This is a genomic window from Streptomyces sp. NPDC102451 (genome assembly GCF_044765485.1).
In the GTDB taxonomy this organism is placed as follows: Bacteria; Actinomycetota; Actinomycetes; order Streptomycetales; family Streptomycetaceae; genus Streptomyces.
This window is the reverse complement of the sequence record NZ_JBIWKD010000022.1, coordinates 1-18,032: the sequence shown is the minus strand read 5'-3', so window position 1 is coordinate 18,032 and position 18,032 is coordinate 1. Positions and strand designations below refer to the sequence as shown.

Below are 18,032 nucleotides of genomic sequence, written 5' to 3'. Positions count from 1 at the left end.
CATGACCAAGAGCGACAACGGCAAGGCCCGCACCGTGCGGATCGCCCAGGAGCCCGAGGCGGACGAACTGCTGGGCCGCAGTCCGCTGGCCGCCCTCGTCGGCATGCTGCTGGACCAGCAGGTACCGATGGAATGGGCGTTCACCGGCCCGTTCACGCTCGCCCGGCGCATGGGGTCGGACGATCTGGACGCCCGGGAGATCGCCGCGTACGACCCGGACGCCTTCACCGAACTGTTCACCACGAAACCGGCCCTGCACCGGTATCCGGGTTCCATGGCCAAGCGGGTGCAGCAGCTCTGCCAGTACCTGGTGGCCGAGTACGACGGGAAGGCCGAAGCGGTCTGGGCGGACGCCGCCACCGGGGCCGAGCTGCTGAAACGGCTCAACGCGCTGCCCGGGTTCGGCACCCAGAAGGCCCAGATCTTCCTGGCGCTGCTGGGCAAGCAGTTCGACGTACGTCCGACGGGCTGGCGGGAGGCCGCCGGGGCGTACGGCGACGAGGGCTCGCACCGCTCGGTGGCCGACATCACCGGGCCCGAATCGCTCGCCGAGGTGCGGGCGTACAAGCAGCAGGCGAAGGCGGCGGCCAGGGCGGGCCGGTCCGTGTGACCCCGGACGGCTCCGCGCCCCGCGGGAACGAACCACAGAGCCACTCCAGGGCGGCCGCCTCAGCCGCCCTCCCCACGACCGTTCACACCGGAAGGACTCCCGTGCACGCAACACGTCGCAGAGCCGGGGCGGTTGTCGCCGCCGCCGCCCTGGCCACCCCGCTCCTCCTCGCCGCGTCACCGGGCCACGGAAACGCGTCACCGGGCCACGGGATCGCGTCACCGCACCACGCCTCCGCGTCCCCCGATCCCGCCGGCGACGCCGCCGAGCTCTCACGGCAGCTGGTCGGACGCGCGTCCGCCGAGGGCGCGTACCGGCACCTGGAACGGTTCCAGGACATCGCCGGATCGGCGGACGGCCACCGCGCGGCCGGCTCGGCCGGGTACGACGCCTCCGCCGCCTACGTCCACCAGCTGCTCCGGAAGGCCGGTTACCGGGTCGGCTACCAGGCGTTCGACTTCGTCTACACGGAGACGCTCGCCGAGAAGCTCTCCGTCGTCTCCCCCACGCCCCGTGACCTCTCGGTCAGGGCGATGACGTACACCGCATCCACCGAGGAGGGCGGCATCACGGCGGACCTCGCCGCCGTCCCCGCCGACGACACCACCGGCTGCGAGGCGTCCGACTACGCGTCGGCCGGATTCACCGGCAGGATCGCGCTCATCAAGCGGGGCGGCTGCACCTTCGCGGAGAAGCAGGCGGCAGCCGCGAAGGCGGGCGCGGCCGGTGCGGTGATCTACAACAACACCGAGGGGGCCCTCTCCGGCACCCTGGGCGACGCGGAGTCGGGGAAGATCCCCACCGGCGGGCTCACCCAGGACGAGGGGGAGAAGCTCGTCGCGGACCTTGCGAAGGGCGCGGTGAAGGTCTCCTTCGAGATCCGTGAGTTCCGCGAGGACCGCGTCACCCGCAACGTCGTCGCCGAAACCCCCGGCGGGAACGCCGCGAAGACGGTCATGCTCGGCGCGCACCTCGACTCGGTCACCGACGGCCCCGGCATCAACGACAACGCGTCCGGCTCGGCGGGCCTCCTCGAAGTCGCCCTGGAACTGGCCCGGTCGCACCGGGCGCCCGCCAACAAGGTGCGGTTCGCCTGGTGGTCGGCGGAGGAGAGCGGGCTGCTGGGCTCGGAGGCGTACGTCGCGAAGCTCTCCGATGCGCAGCGCGAACAGATCGCGCTCTACCTCAACTTCGACATGATCGCCTCCCCGAACGGCGCACAGTTCGTCTTCGACGGCGACGACTCCGACGGCGTGGGCGCCGGCCCCGGCCCTGAGGGGTCCGCCCAACTGGAGCGTGACATCACCGCGTTCCTGGACCGTGAGGGCGAACCGCACACGGGGACGGACTTCAGCGGGCGCTCCGACTACGGGCCGTTCGTCGAGGTCGGCATCCCGTCCGGCGGTACGGACACGGGCGCCGAGGGCATCAAGACGGCCGCCCAGGCCAAGACGTACGGCGGGACGGCGGGCGTCGCGTACGACCCCTGCTACCACGCGGCCTGCGACGACCTGGACAACATCGACATGGACCGCTTCGAGACCAACATCGATGTGATCGCCCACGCCGTGGGCACCTACGCCCATGATCTGGGATCCCTCGCCCGCCCGGTGCCCGCCGCGTCCGCCACCGGAGAAGCACGCGTCGGCGGGGGCCTGCGCGCCGGTCACACCCACGGCGTCACCGAGTAGCACCCCGCGCCCCCGCGGGCGCCGGGGCCACGCTCCCGCCCGCGGGTGGCCCACCGGGGGTCACCCGGCCGTCACCGCACGGTCGCCGTGCGATCACCGGAGCACGCGCACGAACAGCCCTCACAAACATCACAGACAGTGCGCCGATTTCGCCCGTCCCGTCCCGATTCGACCGGCATTGCAGTCGTGTTCCCTGGCTGCGCCCGGAGGCCCTCGCCCGGTAGGCTTTCCGTGTGATCTTCAAGCGCATCGGAAATGGGCGGCCATATCCCGACCACGGCCGGGAAACTACCCGACAGTGGGCGGATGTAGCGCCGCGTCCGGTCCGCCTGGACCAGTTGGTGACCACCAAGGGCCAGCTGGACCTCGAGACCCTGCTCGCCGAGGACTCCACGTTCTACGGCGACCTGTTCGCCCACGTCGTGAAGTGGCAGGGCGACCTCTACCTCGAGGACGGGCTGCACCGTGCCGTACGCGCCGCTCTGCAGCAGCGCCAGGTGCTGCACGCACGCGTGCTCGAAATGGGCTGAACGCGCCACTCCCACCCATGGAGCATTTCGGGCCTTTCGGGTGCTTTTATGCTCGTACGGGTGCCATAGGTTGATCGTTTAGTAGGCATCATCACCAGGTCGCACTACGCTGCGGCCATGAGCATGCTGACCCCTCCCGGCATGGGCGGAAAGTACCGCATCACGGGTAACACCTACCCCCGCATGCGCCGCCCCCGTCATCGCCGCAAACTGGTCCTTTCGGTGGCCGCCGCCGTGGTGGCCCTCGGCCTGGCCGGTTGGGGCACGCTCCAGATCGTCGACGTCTTCACCGGCGGCGACGAACAGGCCAGCGCCGCCGACCGCCCGAAGGCCTGCCCCTCGCCGAGCGCCTCGGCGCCCGCGAAGGTGCTCCCGAAGCCGGCCGCCATCAAGGTCAACATCTACAACGCGACGCCCCGCAGCGGGCTGGCCAAGGCCGCGGCGGACGAGCTCAAGAAGCGCGGCTTCGCCATCGGCAAGGTGGACAACGCCCCGGCCGCCTACGACAAGAAGGTGCCCGGCACCGGAATGCTGCTCGGCGGCCCGACGGCCATGAACGGCTCGTTCCCCGTGCTCGCCACACAGCTGCCGGGGGCCGCGCAGAAGACCGACACCCGCAGGACGGCGGACGTCGATCTGATCATCGGTACGAAGTTCAAGGCGTTCAGCACACCCGCGGCGGCGGCGACGGCCCTCACGGCGCTGACCGAGCCGTCCCCGGCGCCGTCCTCCTGCTGAGGCCCGAGGCGGCCGGGCCGGACCGGCCCGGCCGTGCGGCTCAGTCGACGGTGCCGTACATCCGGTCACCCGCGTCGCCGAGCCCCGGCACGATGTAGCCGTTCTCGTTGAGCCGCTCGTCGACCGAGGCGGTGACCACGGTGACCGGCGTGCCGGCCAGCTCGCGCTCCATCACCTCGACGCCCTCGGGCGCCGCGAGCAGCACGACCGCGGTGACATCGTCCGCACCGCGCTTGATCAGCTCCCGGATGGCCGCGACGAGCGTGCCGCCGGTGGCCAGCATCGGGTCCAGGACGTAGACCTGACGGCCGGAGAGGTCCTCGGGCATCCGCGTGGCGTACGTCTCCGCCTGGAGCGTCTCCTCGTTGCGGATCATGCCCAGGAAGCCGACCTCGGCGGTCGGGAGCAGCCGCACCATGCCGTCCAGCATGCCGAGGCCGGCCCGCAGGATCGGGACGACCAGGGGGCGCGGGTACGACAGCTTCACACCCGTCGTGGGCGTCACCGGGGTCTCGATGTCGACCTGCTCGGTCCGCACATCCCTGGTGGCCTCGTAGGCGAGGAGGGTGACCAGCTCGTCGGCGAGCCGCCGGAAGGTCGGGGAGTCGGTGCGCTTGTCGCGCAGCGTGGTGAGTTTGTGCGCCACCAGCGGGTGGTCGACGACGTGGATCCGCATGCCGTCAACAGTAACCGGGCCCCGGACGAGCCTCTCGCCGGTCTGCACTGGCATCAAGCACCTGTTCGGAGGGAAGGTGGTGGGCATACGGACCCAGGCTTGGGGTGGTGTGTCGATTGCCCGACGGGGAGCAGCGGGATCAGCGGCAGGCAGGACGCGACGCGCGCGACCTGCCCGACGCGCCGGAGAACGTGCCGGACGCGCAGGAGAGTGACGCGGCACGCCGGAGGCGCAGGGCGCAGTTCCTCCGCGAGCTCCACGAGGCGAAGCAGCTGCGCGACCGGGTCCAGCCGCGCCGCGCCCGCGCGGCCCGTATGCGCCAACAGATGCGGATGCGTACGTTCCGCTGGTGAGAGCGTTCTCCGGGGCGGCCGGACCGCCCCGGAGGAGTCGCCGGATCACCGCCGGCGGATGCGCACTCCGCATAACTGATGGCCGACGCAACGGTCGAAGAGGTCTCGCATCGCGCTCGTTTCTGCCACGATGCCGATTGGGCGGGGCCCAGAGCAGCCGGATGACCGTCTGCCCTCCCGTCGGACCGATTCGCCTATGACCAGTGGGAGAGTCACGGTGTACTTCGCCGCACTGCTCGCGCGCACCGAAGACGGGTGGGAAGCGAGCGATACAGAGCTCGACGATGTGGAAACCCTGTCCGATCTGACGGATCTGGCCCGTGAGGCCTCGGTGGACGAGGACACGGTCCTGGTCTACATCGAGCAGGAGGACGCCTGGTTCGGCGTCGTCCGGGTGGACGGTGAGGAGGACCCCCGTATCTACATCTCGGACGCGTCGTCCGCCGCCCGCTCCTCGTACGGGGAGATCCTGCTCACCGATGAACTGCTCGGCCGCGAACCAGGGGCCGAGGACGAGATCGCCGCACTCGAGGAGCTCGTGGACCTCGACGGTACGGAGGACGGCGACCCGGAGGAACCCCGGTCCGGTGACGGCGATGCCGGCACCGCCGTCACCGAACCCGACCTGGATCACGACCCCGACGCCGTACCGGCGGGGCCGCTGGGCGATCTCGGGATCCTGGCCGACCTCGGTCTGTCCGAGAAGGATCTGCTGACCCTGCGCACCGACGCACTGGTGGAGATCGCGGACGCGCTGGGAGCGGCCGAGGTCCTGGAGGCCGTCCGTTAGGGTCCGCGGGTGAACGCACCACCACCCACACCCTCCTCACCGCCTCCCCCCGATCCCGTACGGGACCCGTGGCAGGCACCCATGCGCCAGGCCCTGGACGAGGCCGCGCAGGCGGCGTCGGCCGGCGATGTGCCGGTCGGCGCCGTTGTCCTGGGACCGGACGGCGCCCTGCTCGCCACCGGCCACAACGAACGCGAGGCGGCCGGCGACCCGACGGCGCACGCCGAGGTGCTCGCACTGCGCCGCGCCGCCGCCGCACTCGGCTCCTGGCGGCTGACCGGCTGCACGCTGGTCGTCACCCTGGAGCCCTGCACGATGTGCGCGGGCGCACTCGTGCAGTCCCGGGTCGCCCGGGTGGTCTACGGGGCTCGGGACGAGAAGGCCGGAGCCGCGGGCTCGCTCTGGGACGTCGTACGCGACCGCCGGCTCAACCATCGCCCCGAGGTGATCCACGGCGTCCTGGAGAACCGCTGCGCGGGCCTGCTGACGGCGTTCTTCCGGGAGCGCTGAGCCCACGCGCCGCGCACCCGGGCCCTTCCGCGGGAATCGGATTTCTGACCAGGGCCCGGCATGGTCTAAGCTCTCTCTCGGTAGCGTGTCCGAGCGGCCGAAGGAGCTCGCCTCGAAAGCGAGTGTGGGGAAACTCACCGTGGGTTCAAATCCCACCGCTACCGCAGATGGATGAAGGGGCTGACCCGTTGGGGTCAGCCCCTTCTCTGCGTTCTGCTCCCCGCGTCCCGCGGACGGCACGAAGGGCCCGGCGCGGTGCGCCGGGCCCTTCGGAGATCAGGTCGGGGGAAGCGGCATCGGGGGGACAAGCCACTTCCCCCGATGAGAACGGGGACCGTAGGCCCTCGCCGCGGTCGGGGGGGAAGTCACGCGGTGGGGACCTCGTGGAGGTCCCGTTCCTCGGCCCGCGCATTCCTGCCTGTGCTGCGGACCCGCTGACCATCCTCCTCCCTGCCGTAAGCCGCGCCCGCCGACAAAGGGCCCGAATCGACGGGTCCTTCGACCCTAAAAGCCGCATCGGTGATCGGAAACGGCCCTCGGATACGGCCATACGTGCGGCTAGAATCACCCGACTGCACAGGTGATCGAAGGGGAGGGACGGGGCTGTGGTGCAAGCGAGGAAGATCGCGCTCTACATGATTGTGGTCTTCGTGCTGTACACGATCATCACCTCTCCCGAGCGGAGCGCCGACCTCGTTCAAATAGGGTTCGAGGGTGTTTCGAGCGCCGCGCAGGGCGTCGGAGACTTCATGTCCGAGCTCGTGAAGTAGGAGACCCCCATGATCCGCCACTTGGTCCTGTTCAAGCTGAACGACGGCGTCGAGCGGGACGATCCGCGGGTCGTCGCGGGCGCCGAGGCCTTCCGGGAGCTCGGCGGGAAGCTCCCCGAGCTGCAGTTCTGGGAGTGCGCCTGGAACATCACCGACCGGCCGATCGCGTACGACTTCGCCATCAACTCGGCGGTCGCCGACGAGGACGCGCTCAAGCGGTACGTCGAGCACCCCGAGCACCAGGCCGCGGCCGGCCAGTGGCGCGAATTCGCCACTTGGGTGATCGCCGACTACCCCTTCTGACCCTTTCGGATCTCCCGTCCCGCAGGCCCCTCCCCTACAGGAGAGGGGCTTTTCGGCATGTTTAAACCAAAACGCCCTCAACACGACTCTATGCGGTGCTTGCACACAGTGGACATGTCTTGTGATGCTATGACCGCTTTTGACGGATGAGTTGACCGTAGTTGACCGCAAAGGGGTGGCGACACCGTGCCGGCCAGTACAGCGCCTCAAGTCCCGCCCCAGAACGTCCAGACGGACGACATCCAGACCGAGACGCCCGACCCCACCACACCCGGCAGGGCCCGGGGCGCGGACACCAGGGCGCTGACCCAGGTGCTGTTCGCGCGGCTCAAGGACCTCGAAGCGGGCACCCCGGAGCACCACAGGGTGCGCACCGCGCTGATCGAGGCGAACCTGCCGCTGGTGCGGTACGCGGCGGCGCGCTTCCGCAGCCGCAACGAGCCGATGGAGGACGTCGTCCAGGTCGGCACCATCGGCCTGATCAACGCCATCGACCGCTTCGACCCGGAACGCGGCGTCCAGTTCCCCACGTTCGCCATGCCCACCGTGGTCGGCGAGATCAAGCGCTACTTCCGGGACAACGTGCGGACCGTGCACGTGCCGCGGCGGCTGCACGAGCTCTGGGTCCAGGTCACCGGCGCCACGGAGGACCTGACGACCGCTCACGGCCGCTCACCGACCACCGCCGAGATCGCCGAACGCCTGAAGATCTCCGAGGACGAGGTACTGGCCTGCATCGAGGCGGGCCGCTCGTACCACGCGACGTCCCTGGAGGCGGCCCAGGAAGGTGACGGGCTGCCGGGGCTCCTGGACCGGCTCGGGTACGAGGACCCGGCGCTGGCCGGGGTCGAACACCGCGACCTGGTCCGGCATCTGCTCGTACAGCTGCCCGAGCGGGAGCAGCGGATCCTGCTGCTGCGCTACTACAACAACCTGACGCAGTCACAGATCAGCGCCGAACTGGGTGTCTCCCAGATGCATGTGTCAAGGCTTCTGGCCAGAAGTTTCGCCCGACTTCGATCCGCAAACAGGATCGAAGCGTAACCGGAACGGGTAGACCCCGTGAGGGCCGGATCCTGGGGCGTAAAAGCCGCACACCCCCTGTTTCCTGCGCGCTTCCGGCGCTGACTTGTCGACAAGTCACTACAGCGTGTTGCCGACATGTGACATTCTGCTGGAACCGCGTTTGCCGCAGCCCTACCTCCGGTATTCAGGTGGAGGCTGCGTTCCTCCGATGGTCGTGGCCACCGCGACCGTCCGCGACCTCAAGGGGGTGGCATGTCCGCAGAACAGGGCAGCTCGAAGGTGCTCACGCTCACGAAGAGCGTGCCGGCACCTGCCGTGCTCACCAGCTCGCCGGAAGCCATCGACACCCGCACCCTGTCCCGCTCCCTGTTCCTGCGGCTCGCCGCGCTGGGTCCCGCCTCGGGCCCCGACGGAACGGACAGCCCGGAGCGGGCCTATGTGCGGGACACACTCATCGAGCTCAACCTCCCGCTGGTGCGGTACGCGGCGGCACGGTTCCGGAGCCGCAACGAACCCATGGAGGACATCGTCCAGGTCGGGACGATCGGCCTGATCAAGGCGATCGACCGCTTCGACTGCGAACGGGGCGTGGAATTCCCCACGTTCGCGATGCCGACCGTCGTCGGGGAGATCAAGCGCTTCTTCCGCGACACCTCGTGGTCGGTGCGGGTGCCGCGCCGGCTCCAGGAGCTGCGGCTCGCCCTCACCAAGACCAGCGACGAGCTCGCCCAGAAGCTCGACCGCTCGCCGACGGTGCCGGAGCTGGCCAAGGCGCTCGGGGTCTCCGAGGAGGACGTGGTCGACGGCCTGGCCGTGGGCAACGCCTACACGGCCTCCTCCCTGGACTCACCGTCCCCCGAGGACGACGGCGGCGAGGGCTCGCTGGCTGACCGTCTGGGGTACGAGGACACGGCGCTGGAAGGCGTCGAGTACCGCGAGTCCCTGAAGCCGCTGCTGGCGAAGCTCGCCCCGCGCGAGCGGCAGATCATCATGCTGCGCTTCTTCGCCAACATGACGCAGTCGCAGATCGGCGAGGAGGTCGGCATCTCCCAGATGCACGTCTCCCGGCTGCTGACCCGGACCCTCACCCAGCTCAGAGAGGGACTCATCGCCGACTGACCCGTGACGGGTCCGTAGGAAACGGCTCACGAGGCCGCCGGGGCACAGGAGCGTCACCCCGGCGGCCTCGCCGCGTCCGGGGGCCCCGCCGCATCCGGGGGCTTCGGCAGCGGGCGGCGGGCAACGCAGACGCTCCCGCGCCGTCGGGCGGTGCGGGAGCGGTGCGGAAGGGCGGCGTACACGCTCACATGGACGCCTGGCAGGCCTTGGACCCCGGAGAGGGGCGGCGGGCCGGCCTGGTAGGAACGGGCGGTGGTCAGCCGAGCGCGAGCCAGGCGACCGCGCCGAGGACGATGATGACCGCGACGACGGCCACGATCACCCCGGTCTTCGAGCTCGACGAGGTCGCGGCGGGCTGCTGCCTGCGCTGCGGCTCGCCCTCGTCGACAAACGCGCGGAACATCTGCGTGCTGCCCGCCGGGTCGTGAGTGCCCTCGGGGCCCGGCTGCGGGGCGTGGGGGTTGTGTGCCATGGCCCAGGACCCTAGCGAACGCAGGCGTTCCGCCCAACCCCCGGGGCCACGGGGGCCGATGCCCCTCCCCCGCGCACACGGCCTCTTCACGCTCCCGCCGGAGCACTTCGCACCTCCTCCACGAGCCCCCGCACGCCCCTGACCTGTGGCGAGGAACACATCCGCCGGGGCTCACCCCCTGTGCGCTGCACGCTTGACCGGGCACCTACACAGGCTTTTGCGTTCCTTTACTTCTGCAAGGGCCATTTCGTTTGCCTGCGGCAACCAACCGCTTCTATCGTTGCCCTAAGCAACAAGATGACCTCGCGAGACGTCTGGAGGGCCAGTGGCGGCACGGAGCCAGTACGAAGAACTGGCCCGGCAGCTCAGCGCCGTCGGGGCCGTCAAGCGGGGGCTCGTCCGCATCCTGCCCTCCGAGTGCCCGGGTGGCACTGCCGGCGTGCTCACGCTGCTGGCCAAGTACGGCGAGATGCGGATCACCCGGCTTGCCGAACTCCTGGCCGTGAACATGTCGGTGACCAGCCGACATGTGACTCACGCGGTGGAGAACGGCTGGATCGAAAGGTCTCCGGACCCGGCGGACAAGCGGTCCCGCATCCTGCGGCTGACCCCCGCGGGCGAGGACCTGCTCGACGAGCTGACCCGGCGGACCACGGAGATGTTCGCCCACAACCTCAACGACTGGTCCGACGAAGAAGTCGGACAACTCAACACGTTGTTGTCCCGGCTGCGCGACAGCTTCTCCTGCCGCGGCTCCGGAGGGTGTACCCCCGGAAAGCACAGCGGCGACTGCCGCGCCGGGCACTTCGACGACCCTCACACCCGTACACCCGTGTAACAGAAGCAAAGAGAAGGAATTTAATGGCTACGACCACACCATCCGGTGTGCGGGGCGGCCACGCCAAGCACGGGGCTCCCGAAGCCCTCGCAGGCACGCCGATGACACACCGGCAGATCATGGAAGCGCTGACCGGGCTGCTGCTCGGCATGTTCGTCGCGATCCTGTCGTCGACGGTCGTCTCCAACGCGCTGCCGGAGATCATCTCCGACCTCGGCGGCGGCCAGAGCGCCTACACCTGGGTCGTCACGGCCTCGCTGCTGGCCATGACTGCCACCACCCCGCTGTGGGGCAAGCTCGCCGACCTGTTCAGCAAGAAGCTGCTGGTCCAGATCGCCCTGATCATCTACGTGGCCGGCTCCATAGTCGCCGGCCTGTCGACCAGCAGCGGCATGCTCATCGCCTGCCGTGTGGTGCAGGGCATCGGCGTCGGCGGTCTCTCCGCCCTCGCCCAGATCGTGATGGCCGCGATGATCTCCCCGCGTGAGCGTGGGCGCTACAGCGGTTACCTCGGCGCGGTCTTCGCCGTCGCCACCGTGGGCGGCCCGCTCCTCGGCGGTGTCATCACCGACACCAGCTGGATGGGCTGGCGCTGGTGCTTCTACGTGGGTGTGCCGTTCGCGATCATCGCCCTGATCGTGCTCCAGAAGACCCTGAAGCTCCCCGTGATCAAGCGCGAGGGCGTCAAGATCGACTGGTCCGGCGCGTTCTTCATCAGCGCCGCGGTCTCGCTGCTGCTGCTCTGGGTGACCTTCGCGGGCGACAAGTACGACTGGGTCTCCTGGCAGACGTACACGATGCTGGGCGGCACCGTCGTCCTCATCGCGCTGTTCCTGTTCATCGAGTCCAAGGCCCGCGAGCCGATCATCCCGCTGCGCCTCTTCCGTAACCGCACCATCACGCTGGCCTCCGCGGCCTCGCTGTTCGTCGGTATCGGGATGTTCGCGGGCACCGTCTTCTTCAGCCAGTACTTCCAGCTGGCGCGGGACAAGTCGCCGACGATGTCCGGCGTCATGACGATCCCGATGATCGCCGGTCTGTTCCTCTCCTCGACGATCTCCGGCCAGATCATCACCAAGACGGGGCGCTGGAAGGCCTGGCTGGTCAGCGGTGGCTTCCTGCTCACCGCCGGCCTCGGGCTGCTGGGCACCATCCGGTACGACACCGAGTACTGGCACATCGCGATCTTCATGCTCGTCATGGGCCTCGGCATCGGCATGATGATGCAGAACCTGGTCCTCGCCACGCAGAACCAGGTCGCGCCCTCCGACCTCGGCGCGGCCAGCTCCGTCGTCACGTTCTTCCGTTCGCTCGGTGGTGCGATCGGCGTCTCGGCGCTGGGCGCCGTCCTGGGCAACCGTGTCACCCACTACGTCAAGGACGGCCTCGCCGACCTCGGCCCCGAGGGTGCGGCGTTCGGCCACGGCGGAACCGGTGGCGGGGGCATCCCCGACCTGGACTCGCTGCCCGCTCCGCTGCGCACAGTCATGGAGGTCGCCTACGGCCACGGTGTCGCCGACGTCTTCCTGTACGCCGCTCCTGCCGCGCTGGTCGCCTTCCTCCTGACGATCTTCATCAAGGAGGTCGCCCTGAAGACGAAGGCGGGCAACGACAACTCCCCCGCCGAGGTGTCCGCCACGGCACAGTCCGTCGAGGCCACCACCGGCACCGCGCCGGTCGCCGAGGGCACGGCCGGGTTCACCTCGGTCGAGGCCCCGGAGGAGACTGCCGCCACGAAGGAGCTCACCATCCAGGGAACGCCCGTACGCGGTGTGGTGCGGGGCGCCGAGGGCGCACCCGTCGCCCGCGCCGCCGTCACACTGATCTCGCTGGGCGGCCGGCAGCTGGGGCGCTCCGTCGCCCAGGCCGACGGGGGCTACGTACTGGACGCTCCGGGCTCCGGCAGTTACGTCCTGATCGCGTCCGCCGACGGCTTCCAGCCGCAGGCCTCCACCGTGGTCGTCGGCGACGAGCCGCTGGCCTTCGACATCCTGCTCGCCGGTACGAGCGGTCTCTCCGGGACCGTACGGACCGCCGAGGGCAGCACCCCGGTCCAGGGCGCCATGGTCGTCGTGACCGATGTGCGCGGCGACGTGCTGGCCACGGGTGTCTCGGGCGACGCGGGTGAGTTCACCTTCGGTGAGCTGATCCCCGGCTCGGTGACCGTCGCCGTCACGGCCGCGGGCTTCCGTCCGCTGGCCCTGCCGGTGGAGGTCGGCGGCCAGGGTGTCACCCGGGTCGAGGTGGCCCTGCGGTCCGGCGCGCTGGTGCGCGGCACCGTCTGGGCCGGCTCCGGCCGGGCACCGCTGAACGACGCCCGGGTCACGCTGATCGACGCGGCCGGCAACGTGGTCGCCTCGTCGACGACCGGGGAGGACGGCGTGTACGCCTTCCCCGACCTGGACGCCGGTGAGTACTCCGTGATCGCGACCGGCTACCCGCCGGTGGCCGGCTCGCTGACCGTGAGCGGCAGCGGAGTCGACGGTCACGACATCGAGCTCGCCCACCCGGGCGAGTAAGGACCGGAAGGTCCGCACAGACCCCTGGCGGAACAGCACTTCGAGCGGAGAGGCTGTCGCTGCCGGTGGAAATGGGCCCCGTGGCGGGAACGGCAGGCAGGGGACGGCCTGCCGACCCCGCCCCGGGGCCCGACTCATTGCGACCGCGGTCCGGGTCGCTGCTTCACGAGTGATTTGAGCAAGGAGAGAACACGGGATGGGACTTCGCGCACAGGTACGTACGCGGGACGGCTGGGCGGTCCAGCACGCGGTCGTCACGGTGACCGACATGACGGGCACCCAGGTGCTCCGGGCCGCCGCCGACGAGGACGGGGCCGTCCGCACCGACGACCGCCTGCAGGCCGGCGCGTACACGGTGATCGTCACGGCGGTGGGTTACGCCCCCGCCGCGTCCACCGCGCTCGTCACGGCCAGCGGCCGCGTCGAGGCCGGGACCGTGGTGCTGGCCCGGCAGGGCGGCGTGGAACTGCCCCCTCCGGGCACCTGGTCACTGGACCCGGTGCACTCCTCGGTGGCCGCGGTCGCCCAGCACCTGGGGATCTCCAGCGTGCACGGCCGGTTCACCGAGTTCGGCGGCCGCATCGAGATCTCCGAGGACGTACAGAACTCCCGGGTGGAAGCCTTCATCGCCTCCACGAGCATCGACACGGGCAACGCCATGCGGGACAAGCACCTGCGCTCGGCGGACTTCCTTGACGTGGAGGCGTACCCGGAGATCACCTACCGCTCCCGTGCGCTGACCCCGGCCGGGCCCGACCGCTGGACGGTGCACGGCCTGCTCACGATGCACGGCGTCGCGCGCGACGTGGACCTCGACCTCAGCTACCTGGGCACCGGCCCCGACCCGTGGGGCGGGGTGCGGGCGGCCTTCCACGCCACGGCGGAACTGCGCCGCGACGACTTCGCCATGAACTACAACCAGGTGCTGCAGGCGGGTATCTCGGCGATCGGCACGACCCTGCGCGTGGAGCTCGACATCCAGGCGGTCCAGGGCGACTCCGTCCAGGGATAGGGACGCAGGGAAGGCCCTGGCGCCGGACCGGGGTCCAGGGCCTCGCGTGACGAAAGACCCTAGGCTGGGCCGCATGGCACCCAACATCGCGACCAATACCGCCGTGGAACGCGCGGAACTGCTGGACTTCGTGCGGCCCAGGCACCGGGCGATCCTGCTGACCACCCGGTCCGACGGCCGCCCCCAGGGCTCCCCGCTCACCTGTGGGGTCGACGACGCGGGCCGGATCGTCGTCTCGACGTACCCCGAACGGGCCAAGACCCGTAACGCCAAGCGGGACGAGCGGGTCAGCGTGATCGTCCTGTCGGACGAGTGGAACGGGCCGTGGGTCCAGATCGACGGCTCGGCCGAGGTGATCGACTCACCGGATTCGGTCGAGCCCCTCGTCGAGTACTTCCGCAACATCTCCGGCGAGCACCCCGACTGGGACGAGTACCGGGCGGCGATGATCAAGCAGGGCAAGTCCATCATCCGGATCACCCCGGAGCGCTGGGGCCCGGTCGCCACCGGCGGCTTCCCCGCCCACCTGACCGGCGGCGGCTGACCGTACCGATGAAGCCGCCCCTCCCGGGCCCGCTCGCACGGGCCCGGCTGCTGACCTCCCCGTCCGTCGCACCGGCCGTCGTCCATGAGCTGGAACGGATCACCGGGCGCCCGGCCGGACCGGAGCACCCCACCGCACCCGACGGCCCGTTCGTCTACGTGGGGGACGTGCTGCCCGAAGCGCTGCGGACCCCCGGCCTGTTGTGGTTCCACAGCGTCAACGCCGGTACGGACGCGCTGCTCGCCGCCGGGCCCTGGCCCGAGGGCGCCCTGCTGACCCGGACCGTGGGGCGGATGGGCGAGCGGATCGCCCAGTACACGCTGGCCTGGGTCCTCGCCGAGTGCCAGTCCGTGCCGGAGCACACCGCACAGCACTCCAGGTCCGAGTGGCGCCGTCTGCCGTCCGAACTCGCCGCCGGGCGGACCGCCGTCGTCCACGGCACCGGGCGCATCGGCGCCGCGGTCGGCTCCCTGCTGCGGGCCTGCTCCGTTCGCACGGTCGGCGTGGGCCGCACGCCCCGTGCCGTGCCCGCGGGCTTCGACCGGGTCGTCCTGGCCGGCTCGGACGAGGAGACCGCGGCGCTGGCGGAGGCCCGGTGGGTGGTCTCCGCCCTGCCCCTGACCGGTGCCACGGAGCGCTTCTTCGACGCCGCCAGATTCGCCGCGATGGAGGGCGCCACCTTCATCAACGTGGGCCGGGGCGCGACGGTGGACATGGCGGCGCTGGAGGCCGCGCTGCACAGCGGCGCCGTCCGCCGGGCGGTGCTCGACGTGCTGCCCGACGAGCCCGCGGAGCCCGGCGACCCGGTCTGGCGGCTGCCGCGCACGGTGATCACGTCGCACTCGGCGGGCATCACGGCCGACGAGGACGTCGTCGCCGACTTCGAGGCCTGCTGGGAGGCGGTCGGCGAGGGGCGTACGCCCGCGCTGGCCGTGGACACCGGGCGCGGCTACTGAGCATCGGAGGCTTAGGGCAGGCGCGCCGCGCGTTCGCAGGTCGCCTCGATGCCCGCGATCAGGAGGTCGAGCGCGAACGTGAAGTCCCGCTCGCGCATCTCCTCCACCGTCTCCCCGCCCCGCGCGTCCATCAGGTCCTCCGAGGGCCGCATGGCGCGGTGCAGCTCCGGGTCCGCGCGGATCGTGCCCATCGCCCTCGCGAAGTACTCGTCCTGGGTGAGCCCGGCCTCCGCGGTGCGCTGCACGAAGTGGCCCTCGGTCGTGCCGAATCCGTAGACGAACTGGAAGACGGCCGCCATCGCACCCGTCCGCCGCTCCAGCGGCAGTCCGGTGGCCCGGATGACGTCCTGGACGGCGTACGAGAACAGCATCGAGTGCGGTCCGATGTTCAGGAAGCTGCCGACCAGGCCCGACGCCCAGGGGTGGCGGACGAACATCTTCCGGTAGCTGGTGGCCAGTTCGCGCAGGCGGTCGCGCCAGTCGGCGTCCTCCGGGGTGGCCGGGATCTCCTCGTAGAGCGTGTCCAGGGCGAGTTCCAGCAGGTCGTCCTTGGTGTCGACGTACCAGTAGAGGGACATGGCCGTGACGTCGAGCTCGGCGGCGAGACGTCGCATGGAGAACTTCGCGAGGCCGTCGGCGTCCAGCAGCCGGACGCTCGCCGCCGTGATCCTGTCCCGGTCGAGTCCGGCCGGCTGATCCGCCTTACGGGTGCGCGAGGGGGTCCGCCGGTCCAGCCACACACTGACCCGGGAAGGGTTCTTCACACCGTCTGCCGCGGACCCCATGGCGCACGCTCCTTGTCTTGCGGTGGTACTCCTGCGTACCGGCTGCCCCCTCCCGATGCTATGCCCGCGCCCCGGAGCTCTCGGTCCGCTCCGCCCGCCTCAGCAGGACCGCGGCCAGCAGTCCGCCGGCCAGGACCGCTGCCGCGCCGACCAGTTGGCTGGTCTCCAGGCCCGAGGCGAAGGCGTCCGTGACGCGCTCGCGGTCCGCCGCACCGTCGGCGGCGGCGAGCGCGGCGGGCAGGGAGGACGCACCCACGACACCCGGCACGAGCGCGGCGAACCGGGAGTTGAGCACGGCTCCGAGCACGGCGACCCCGAGGCCGTTGCCGAACTCGGCGAGCGTGCCGTTCACCCCGGCGCCCACGCCCGCCTTCTCCGGCGGGATGGCGCTCATGATCGCGTTGGCCATCGCGGGCATGGCGAGCGCGACGCCCGCCCCCATGACGACCAGGCCGAGCAGCATGCCGCCGTAGTCCCGCCCGCCCAGCAGCGCGATCGCCACGAGCCCGGCGGCCAGCAGGCTCATCCCAGCGGCGATGACGGCGGGCGTCCCCAGCTTCATCACGAGCCGGGCGCCGAGCCCCGTGAGGTTGAGCGCGACGACGGTGAGGGCGAGCGGAGCCGTACGCAGCCCGGCTTCGAGCGGCTCGTAAGCGAGGACGAACTGGAGGTGCTGGGTGAGCAGGAACAGCGACCCCGTCATCCCGAACGCGACGAGGATCGCGCCGGCGACCGCACCGGTGAACCTCTGGTTGCGGAAGAAGTGCATGTCCAGCATCGGGTACGGGACATGGAGCTCCCACAGGACGAATCCGGTGAGGACGGCGACCCCGCCGAAGGCCGTCAGCAGGACCGGTCCGGAGCCCCAGCCGTGTTCGGGGCCGGAGATGATCGCGTACACGACGGACGCCATGCCGAGGGTGGAGAGCAGTGCTCCGACCAGGTCGGGGCGGTCGCCCTGGGGGTTCCTGGACTCCGGGACGAGCCGGACGACCGCGATCAGGCCGATGACCGCCACGGGGATGTTGACCAGGAAGATCGCGCCCCACCAGAAGTGGTCGAGCATCACCCCGCCGATCAGCGGACCGGCGGCGAACCCCAGCGAGCTGACGGTGGACCAGATGCCGATCGCCTTGACGCGCTCGGTGTCGTCGAAGATCTGCATCACCACGGCGAGGGTGGTCGTCATCAGCAGCGCGCCTCCGACGCCCATCCCCGCACGGGCGGCGATCAGCTGCCCGGAGGACTGCGCGAGCCCCGCCGCCAGCGAGCCGACGCCGAACAGGGCGAGCCCCGCGACCAGCATCTTCTTGCGGCCGTAGCGGTCGGCGGAGCTGCCCGCTGTGAGCACGAGCCCTGACTGGACGAGCGCGTAGGCGTTGATCATCCACTGCACATCGGCGGTGGAGGCGTGGAGGTCGGCGGTGAGCGAGGGGATCGCGACGTTCAGGACGGTGTTGTCGAGCAGCACGGTGAGCTGGGCGAGGCAGATGACTCCGAGGATCACCCAGCGCCGGGCATGGCCGCTCCGGGGGGCGAGGTCGTTCTGCTCGGCGGCGGTCGCCGTCATACGGGCTCCTGGTTCCGGTGTACTCGTACGGTGTATGGGAAGGCGTGCTTGTACACCGTATGGCATCTCCTGTACGCCGTACAACACATAGCCGTGCAACAACCACAGGGCGGTGGGGGGGGGGGGGGGGGGGGGGGGGGGCGCCCCGCGGCGGGGGGGGGCGCCCCCCCGCCCCCCGCCCCCCCCGCCCCCGGGGCGGGGGGCGGGGGGGGCCGGCGCC

20 protein-coding genes and 1 tRNA gene are annotated in these 18,032 nt (G+C 70.7%); 17 read left to right on the top strand and 4 right to left on the bottom strand.

The annotated features are described in order from the left end of the window. Position 1: 1 nt before the first annotated feature. From ACIRD8_RS32905 to ACIRD8_RS32890, 4 genes are all read left to right on the top strand, one after another. Positions 2–610 carry an HhH-GPD-type base excision DNA repair protein gene (locus tag ACIRD8_RS32905; protein WP_403999836.1) on the top strand — a complete coding sequence of 203 codons (609 nt, stop codon included), beginning with the start codon at positions 2–4 and terminating at the stop codon, positions 608–610. Between the two features lie 101 nt (positions 611–711). Beyond that, positions 712–2,301 (top strand): M28 family metallopeptidase, encoded by a 1,590-nt coding sequence (locus tag ACIRD8_RS32900; protein WP_403999833.1) that lies wholly within the window; start codon positions 712–714, stop codon positions 2,299–2,301. 233 nt (positions 2,302–2,534) lie between these two features. Further along, positions 2,535–2,831, top strand: a complete 297-nt coding sequence (locus ACIRD8_RS32895; RefSeq protein WP_365924426.1) for a type II toxin-antitoxin system VapB family antitoxin — start codon at positions 2,535–2,537, stop codon at positions 2,829–2,831. A gap of 141 nt (positions 2,832–2,972) precedes the next feature. After that, on the top strand, positions 2,973–3,569 hold the full coding sequence (locus ACIRD8_RS32890; RefSeq protein ID WP_404000063.1) for a LytR C-terminal domain-containing protein: 597 nt from the start codon (positions 2,973–2,975) through the stop codon (positions 3,567–3,569). Positions 3,570–3,609: 40 nt separating this feature from the next. Here the strand turns inward: ACIRD8_RS32890 and upp are convergent, their stop codons facing one another. Continuing rightward, positions 3,610–4,245 (bottom strand): uracil phosphoribosyltransferase, encoded by a 636-nt coding sequence (upp, locus tag ACIRD8_RS32885; protein WP_056793563.1) that lies wholly within the window; start codon positions 4,243–4,245, stop codon positions 3,610–3,612. Between the two features lie 116 nt (positions 4,246–4,361). Here upp and ACIRD8_RS32880 point away from each other — a divergent pair, with 116 nt between their 5' ends. The 8 genes from ACIRD8_RS32880 (at position 4,362) to ACIRD8_RS32845 (ending at position 9,116) form a co-directional block, all read left to right on the top strand. After that, the gene (locus ACIRD8_RS32880; protein ID WP_403999828.1) at positions 4,362–4,598 is read left to right on the top strand and encodes a hypothetical protein; all 237 of its coding nucleotides are present in this window, start codon (positions 4,362–4,364) and stop codon (positions 4,596–4,598) included. Positions 4,599–4,815: 217 nt separating this feature from the next. Further along, the gene (locus tag ACIRD8_RS32875) at positions 4,816–5,388 is read left to right on the top strand and encodes a hypothetical protein (protein ID WP_404000060.1); all 573 of its coding nucleotides are present in this window, start codon (positions 4,816–4,818) and stop codon (positions 5,386–5,388) included. Positions 5,389–5,469: 81 nt separating this feature from the next. Continuing rightward, positions 5,470–5,898 carry a tRNA adenosine(34) deaminase TadA gene (tadA, locus tag ACIRD8_RS32870; protein WP_404000057.1) on the top strand — a complete coding sequence of 143 codons (429 nt, stop codon included), beginning with the start codon at positions 5,470–5,472 and terminating at the stop codon, positions 5,896–5,898. Positions 5,899–5,977: 79 nt separating this feature from the next. Next, a tRNA-Ser gene (locus tag ACIRD8_RS32865) sits at positions 5,978–6,062 on the top strand. A gap of 441 nt (positions 6,063–6,503) precedes the next feature. After that, complete coding sequence (locus ACIRD8_RS32860) at positions 6,504–6,668, top strand: hypothetical protein (protein WP_014155101.1); 165 nt, start codon at positions 6,504–6,506, stop codon at positions 6,666–6,668. 9 nt (positions 6,669–6,677) lie between these two features. Then, the gene (locus ACIRD8_RS32855; RefSeq protein ID WP_403999825.1) at positions 6,678–6,971 is read left to right on the top strand and encodes a Dabb family protein; all 294 of its coding nucleotides are present in this window, start codon (positions 6,678–6,680) and stop codon (positions 6,969–6,971) included. A 186-nt stretch (positions 6,972–7,157) separates the two neighbouring features. Beyond that, positions 7,158–8,015, top strand: a complete 858-nt coding sequence (locus ACIRD8_RS32850) for an RNA polymerase sigma factor SigF (RefSeq protein WP_403999822.1) — start codon at positions 7,158–7,160, stop codon at positions 8,013–8,015. A gap of 234 nt (positions 8,016–8,249) precedes the next feature. Beyond that, positions 8,250–9,116, top strand: a complete 867-nt coding sequence (locus ACIRD8_RS32845; protein ID WP_267074625.1) for an RNA polymerase sigma factor SigF — start codon at positions 8,250–8,252, stop codon at positions 9,114–9,116. A gap of 256 nt (positions 9,117–9,372) precedes the next feature. Here ACIRD8_RS32845 and ACIRD8_RS32840 read toward each other — a convergent pair whose 3' ends face one another. Further along, on the bottom strand, positions 9,373–9,588 hold the full coding sequence (locus ACIRD8_RS32840) for a hypothetical protein (protein WP_403999819.1): 216 nt from the start codon (positions 9,586–9,588) through the stop codon (positions 9,373–9,375). Positions 9,589–9,913: 325 nt separating this feature from the next. Between ACIRD8_RS32840 and ACIRD8_RS32835 the strand changes: the two genes are divergently transcribed. The 5 genes from ACIRD8_RS32835 (at position 9,914) to ACIRD8_RS32815 (ending at position 15,457) form a co-directional block, all read left to right on the top strand. Beyond that, positions 9,914–10,426, top strand: a complete 513-nt coding sequence (locus ACIRD8_RS32835) for a MarR family winged helix-turn-helix transcriptional regulator (RefSeq protein WP_403999816.1) — start codon at positions 9,914–9,916, stop codon at positions 10,424–10,426. 23 nt (positions 10,427–10,449) lie between these two features. Beyond that, complete coding sequence (locus tag ACIRD8_RS32830) at positions 10,450–12,945, top strand: MFS transporter (protein WP_403999813.1); 2,496 nt, start codon at positions 10,450–10,452, stop codon at positions 12,943–12,945. 196 nt (positions 12,946–13,141) lie between these two features. Beyond that, entirely contained in the window at positions 13,142–13,957 is an 816-nt protein-coding gene (locus ACIRD8_RS32825; protein WP_403999810.1) for a YceI family protein, read from the top strand. Between the two features lie 73 nt (positions 13,958–14,030). Beyond that, a complete protein-coding gene (locus tag ACIRD8_RS32820) occupies positions 14,031–14,501 on the top strand; it encodes a PPOX class F420-dependent oxidoreductase (RefSeq protein ID WP_403999807.1) in 471 nt (156 codons plus the stop codon). An 8-nt stretch (positions 14,502–14,509) separates the two neighbouring features. Continuing rightward, complete coding sequence (locus tag ACIRD8_RS32815; protein WP_403999804.1) at positions 14,510–15,457, top strand: NAD(P)-dependent oxidoreductase; 948 nt, start codon at positions 14,510–14,512, stop codon at positions 15,455–15,457. A gap of 11 nt (positions 15,458–15,468) precedes the next feature. On the opposite strand, the gene ACIRD8_RS32810 is transcribed toward ACIRD8_RS32815, so the two are convergent. After that, the gene (locus ACIRD8_RS32810; RefSeq protein ID WP_403999801.1) at positions 15,469–16,242 is read right to left on the bottom strand and encodes a TetR/AcrR family transcriptional regulator; all 774 of its coding nucleotides are present in this window, start codon (positions 16,240–16,242) and stop codon (positions 15,469–15,471) included. Positions 16,243–16,300: 58 nt separating this feature from the next. Next, positions 16,301–17,812 carry an MFS transporter gene (locus ACIRD8_RS32805; protein WP_403999798.1) on the bottom strand — a complete coding sequence of 504 codons (1,512 nt, stop codon included), beginning with the start codon at positions 17,810–17,812 and terminating at the stop codon, positions 16,301–16,303. Positions 17,813–18,032: the final 220 nt, after the last annotated feature.

What these genes read in the sequence shown, in the direction of transcription:
- ACIRD8_RS32905 (WP_403999836.1), top strand. Translation starts at nt 2, where the DNA reads ATGACCAAGAGCGACAACGGCAAGGCCCGCACCGTGCGGATCGCCCAG.
- ACIRD8_RS32890 (WP_404000063.1), top strand. Translation starts at nt 2,973, where the DNA reads ATGGGCGGAAAGTACCGCATCACGGGTAACACCTACCCCCGCATGCGC.
- upp (WP_056793563.1), bottom strand. Translation starts at nt 4,245, where the DNA reads ATGCGGATCCACGTCGTCGACCACCCGCTGGTGGCGCACAAACTCACC.
- tadA (WP_404000057.1), top strand. Translation starts at nt 5,470, where the DNA reads ATGCGCCAGGCCCTGGACGAGGCCGCGCAGGCGGCGTCGGCCGGCGAT.
- ACIRD8_RS32855 (WP_403999825.1), top strand. Translation starts at nt 6,678, where the DNA reads ATGATCCGCCACTTGGTCCTGTTCAAGCTGAACGACGGCGTCGAGCGG.
- ACIRD8_RS32845 (WP_267074625.1), top strand. Translation starts at nt 8,250, where the DNA reads ATGTCCGCAGAACAGGGCAGCTCGAAGGTGCTCACGCTCACGAAGAGC.
- ACIRD8_RS32840 (WP_403999819.1), bottom strand. Translation starts at nt 9,588, where the DNA reads ATGGCACACAACCCCCACGCCCCGCAGCCGGGCCCCGAGGGCACTCAC.
- ACIRD8_RS32830 (WP_403999813.1), top strand. Translation starts at nt 10,450, where the DNA reads ATGGCTACGACCACACCATCCGGTGTGCGGGGCGGCCACGCCAAGCAC.
- ACIRD8_RS32825 (WP_403999810.1), top strand. Translation starts at nt 13,142, where the DNA reads ATGGGACTTCGCGCACAGGTACGTACGCGGGACGGCTGGGCGGTCCAG.
- ACIRD8_RS32820 (WP_403999807.1), top strand. Translation starts at nt 14,031, where the DNA reads ATGGCACCCAACATCGCGACCAATACCGCCGTGGAACGCGCGGAACTG.
- ACIRD8_RS32815 (WP_403999804.1), top strand. Translation starts at nt 14,510, where the DNA reads ATGAAGCCGCCCCTCCCGGGCCCGCTCGCACGGGCCCGGCTGCTGACC.
- ACIRD8_RS32810 (WP_403999801.1), bottom strand. Translation starts at nt 16,242, where the DNA reads ATGGGGTCCGCGGCAGACGGTGTGAAGAACCCTTCCCGGGTCAGTGTG.
- ACIRD8_RS32805 (WP_403999798.1), bottom strand. Translation starts at nt 17,812, where the DNA reads ATGACGGCGACCGCCGCCGAGCAGAACGACCTCGCCCCCCGGAGCGGC.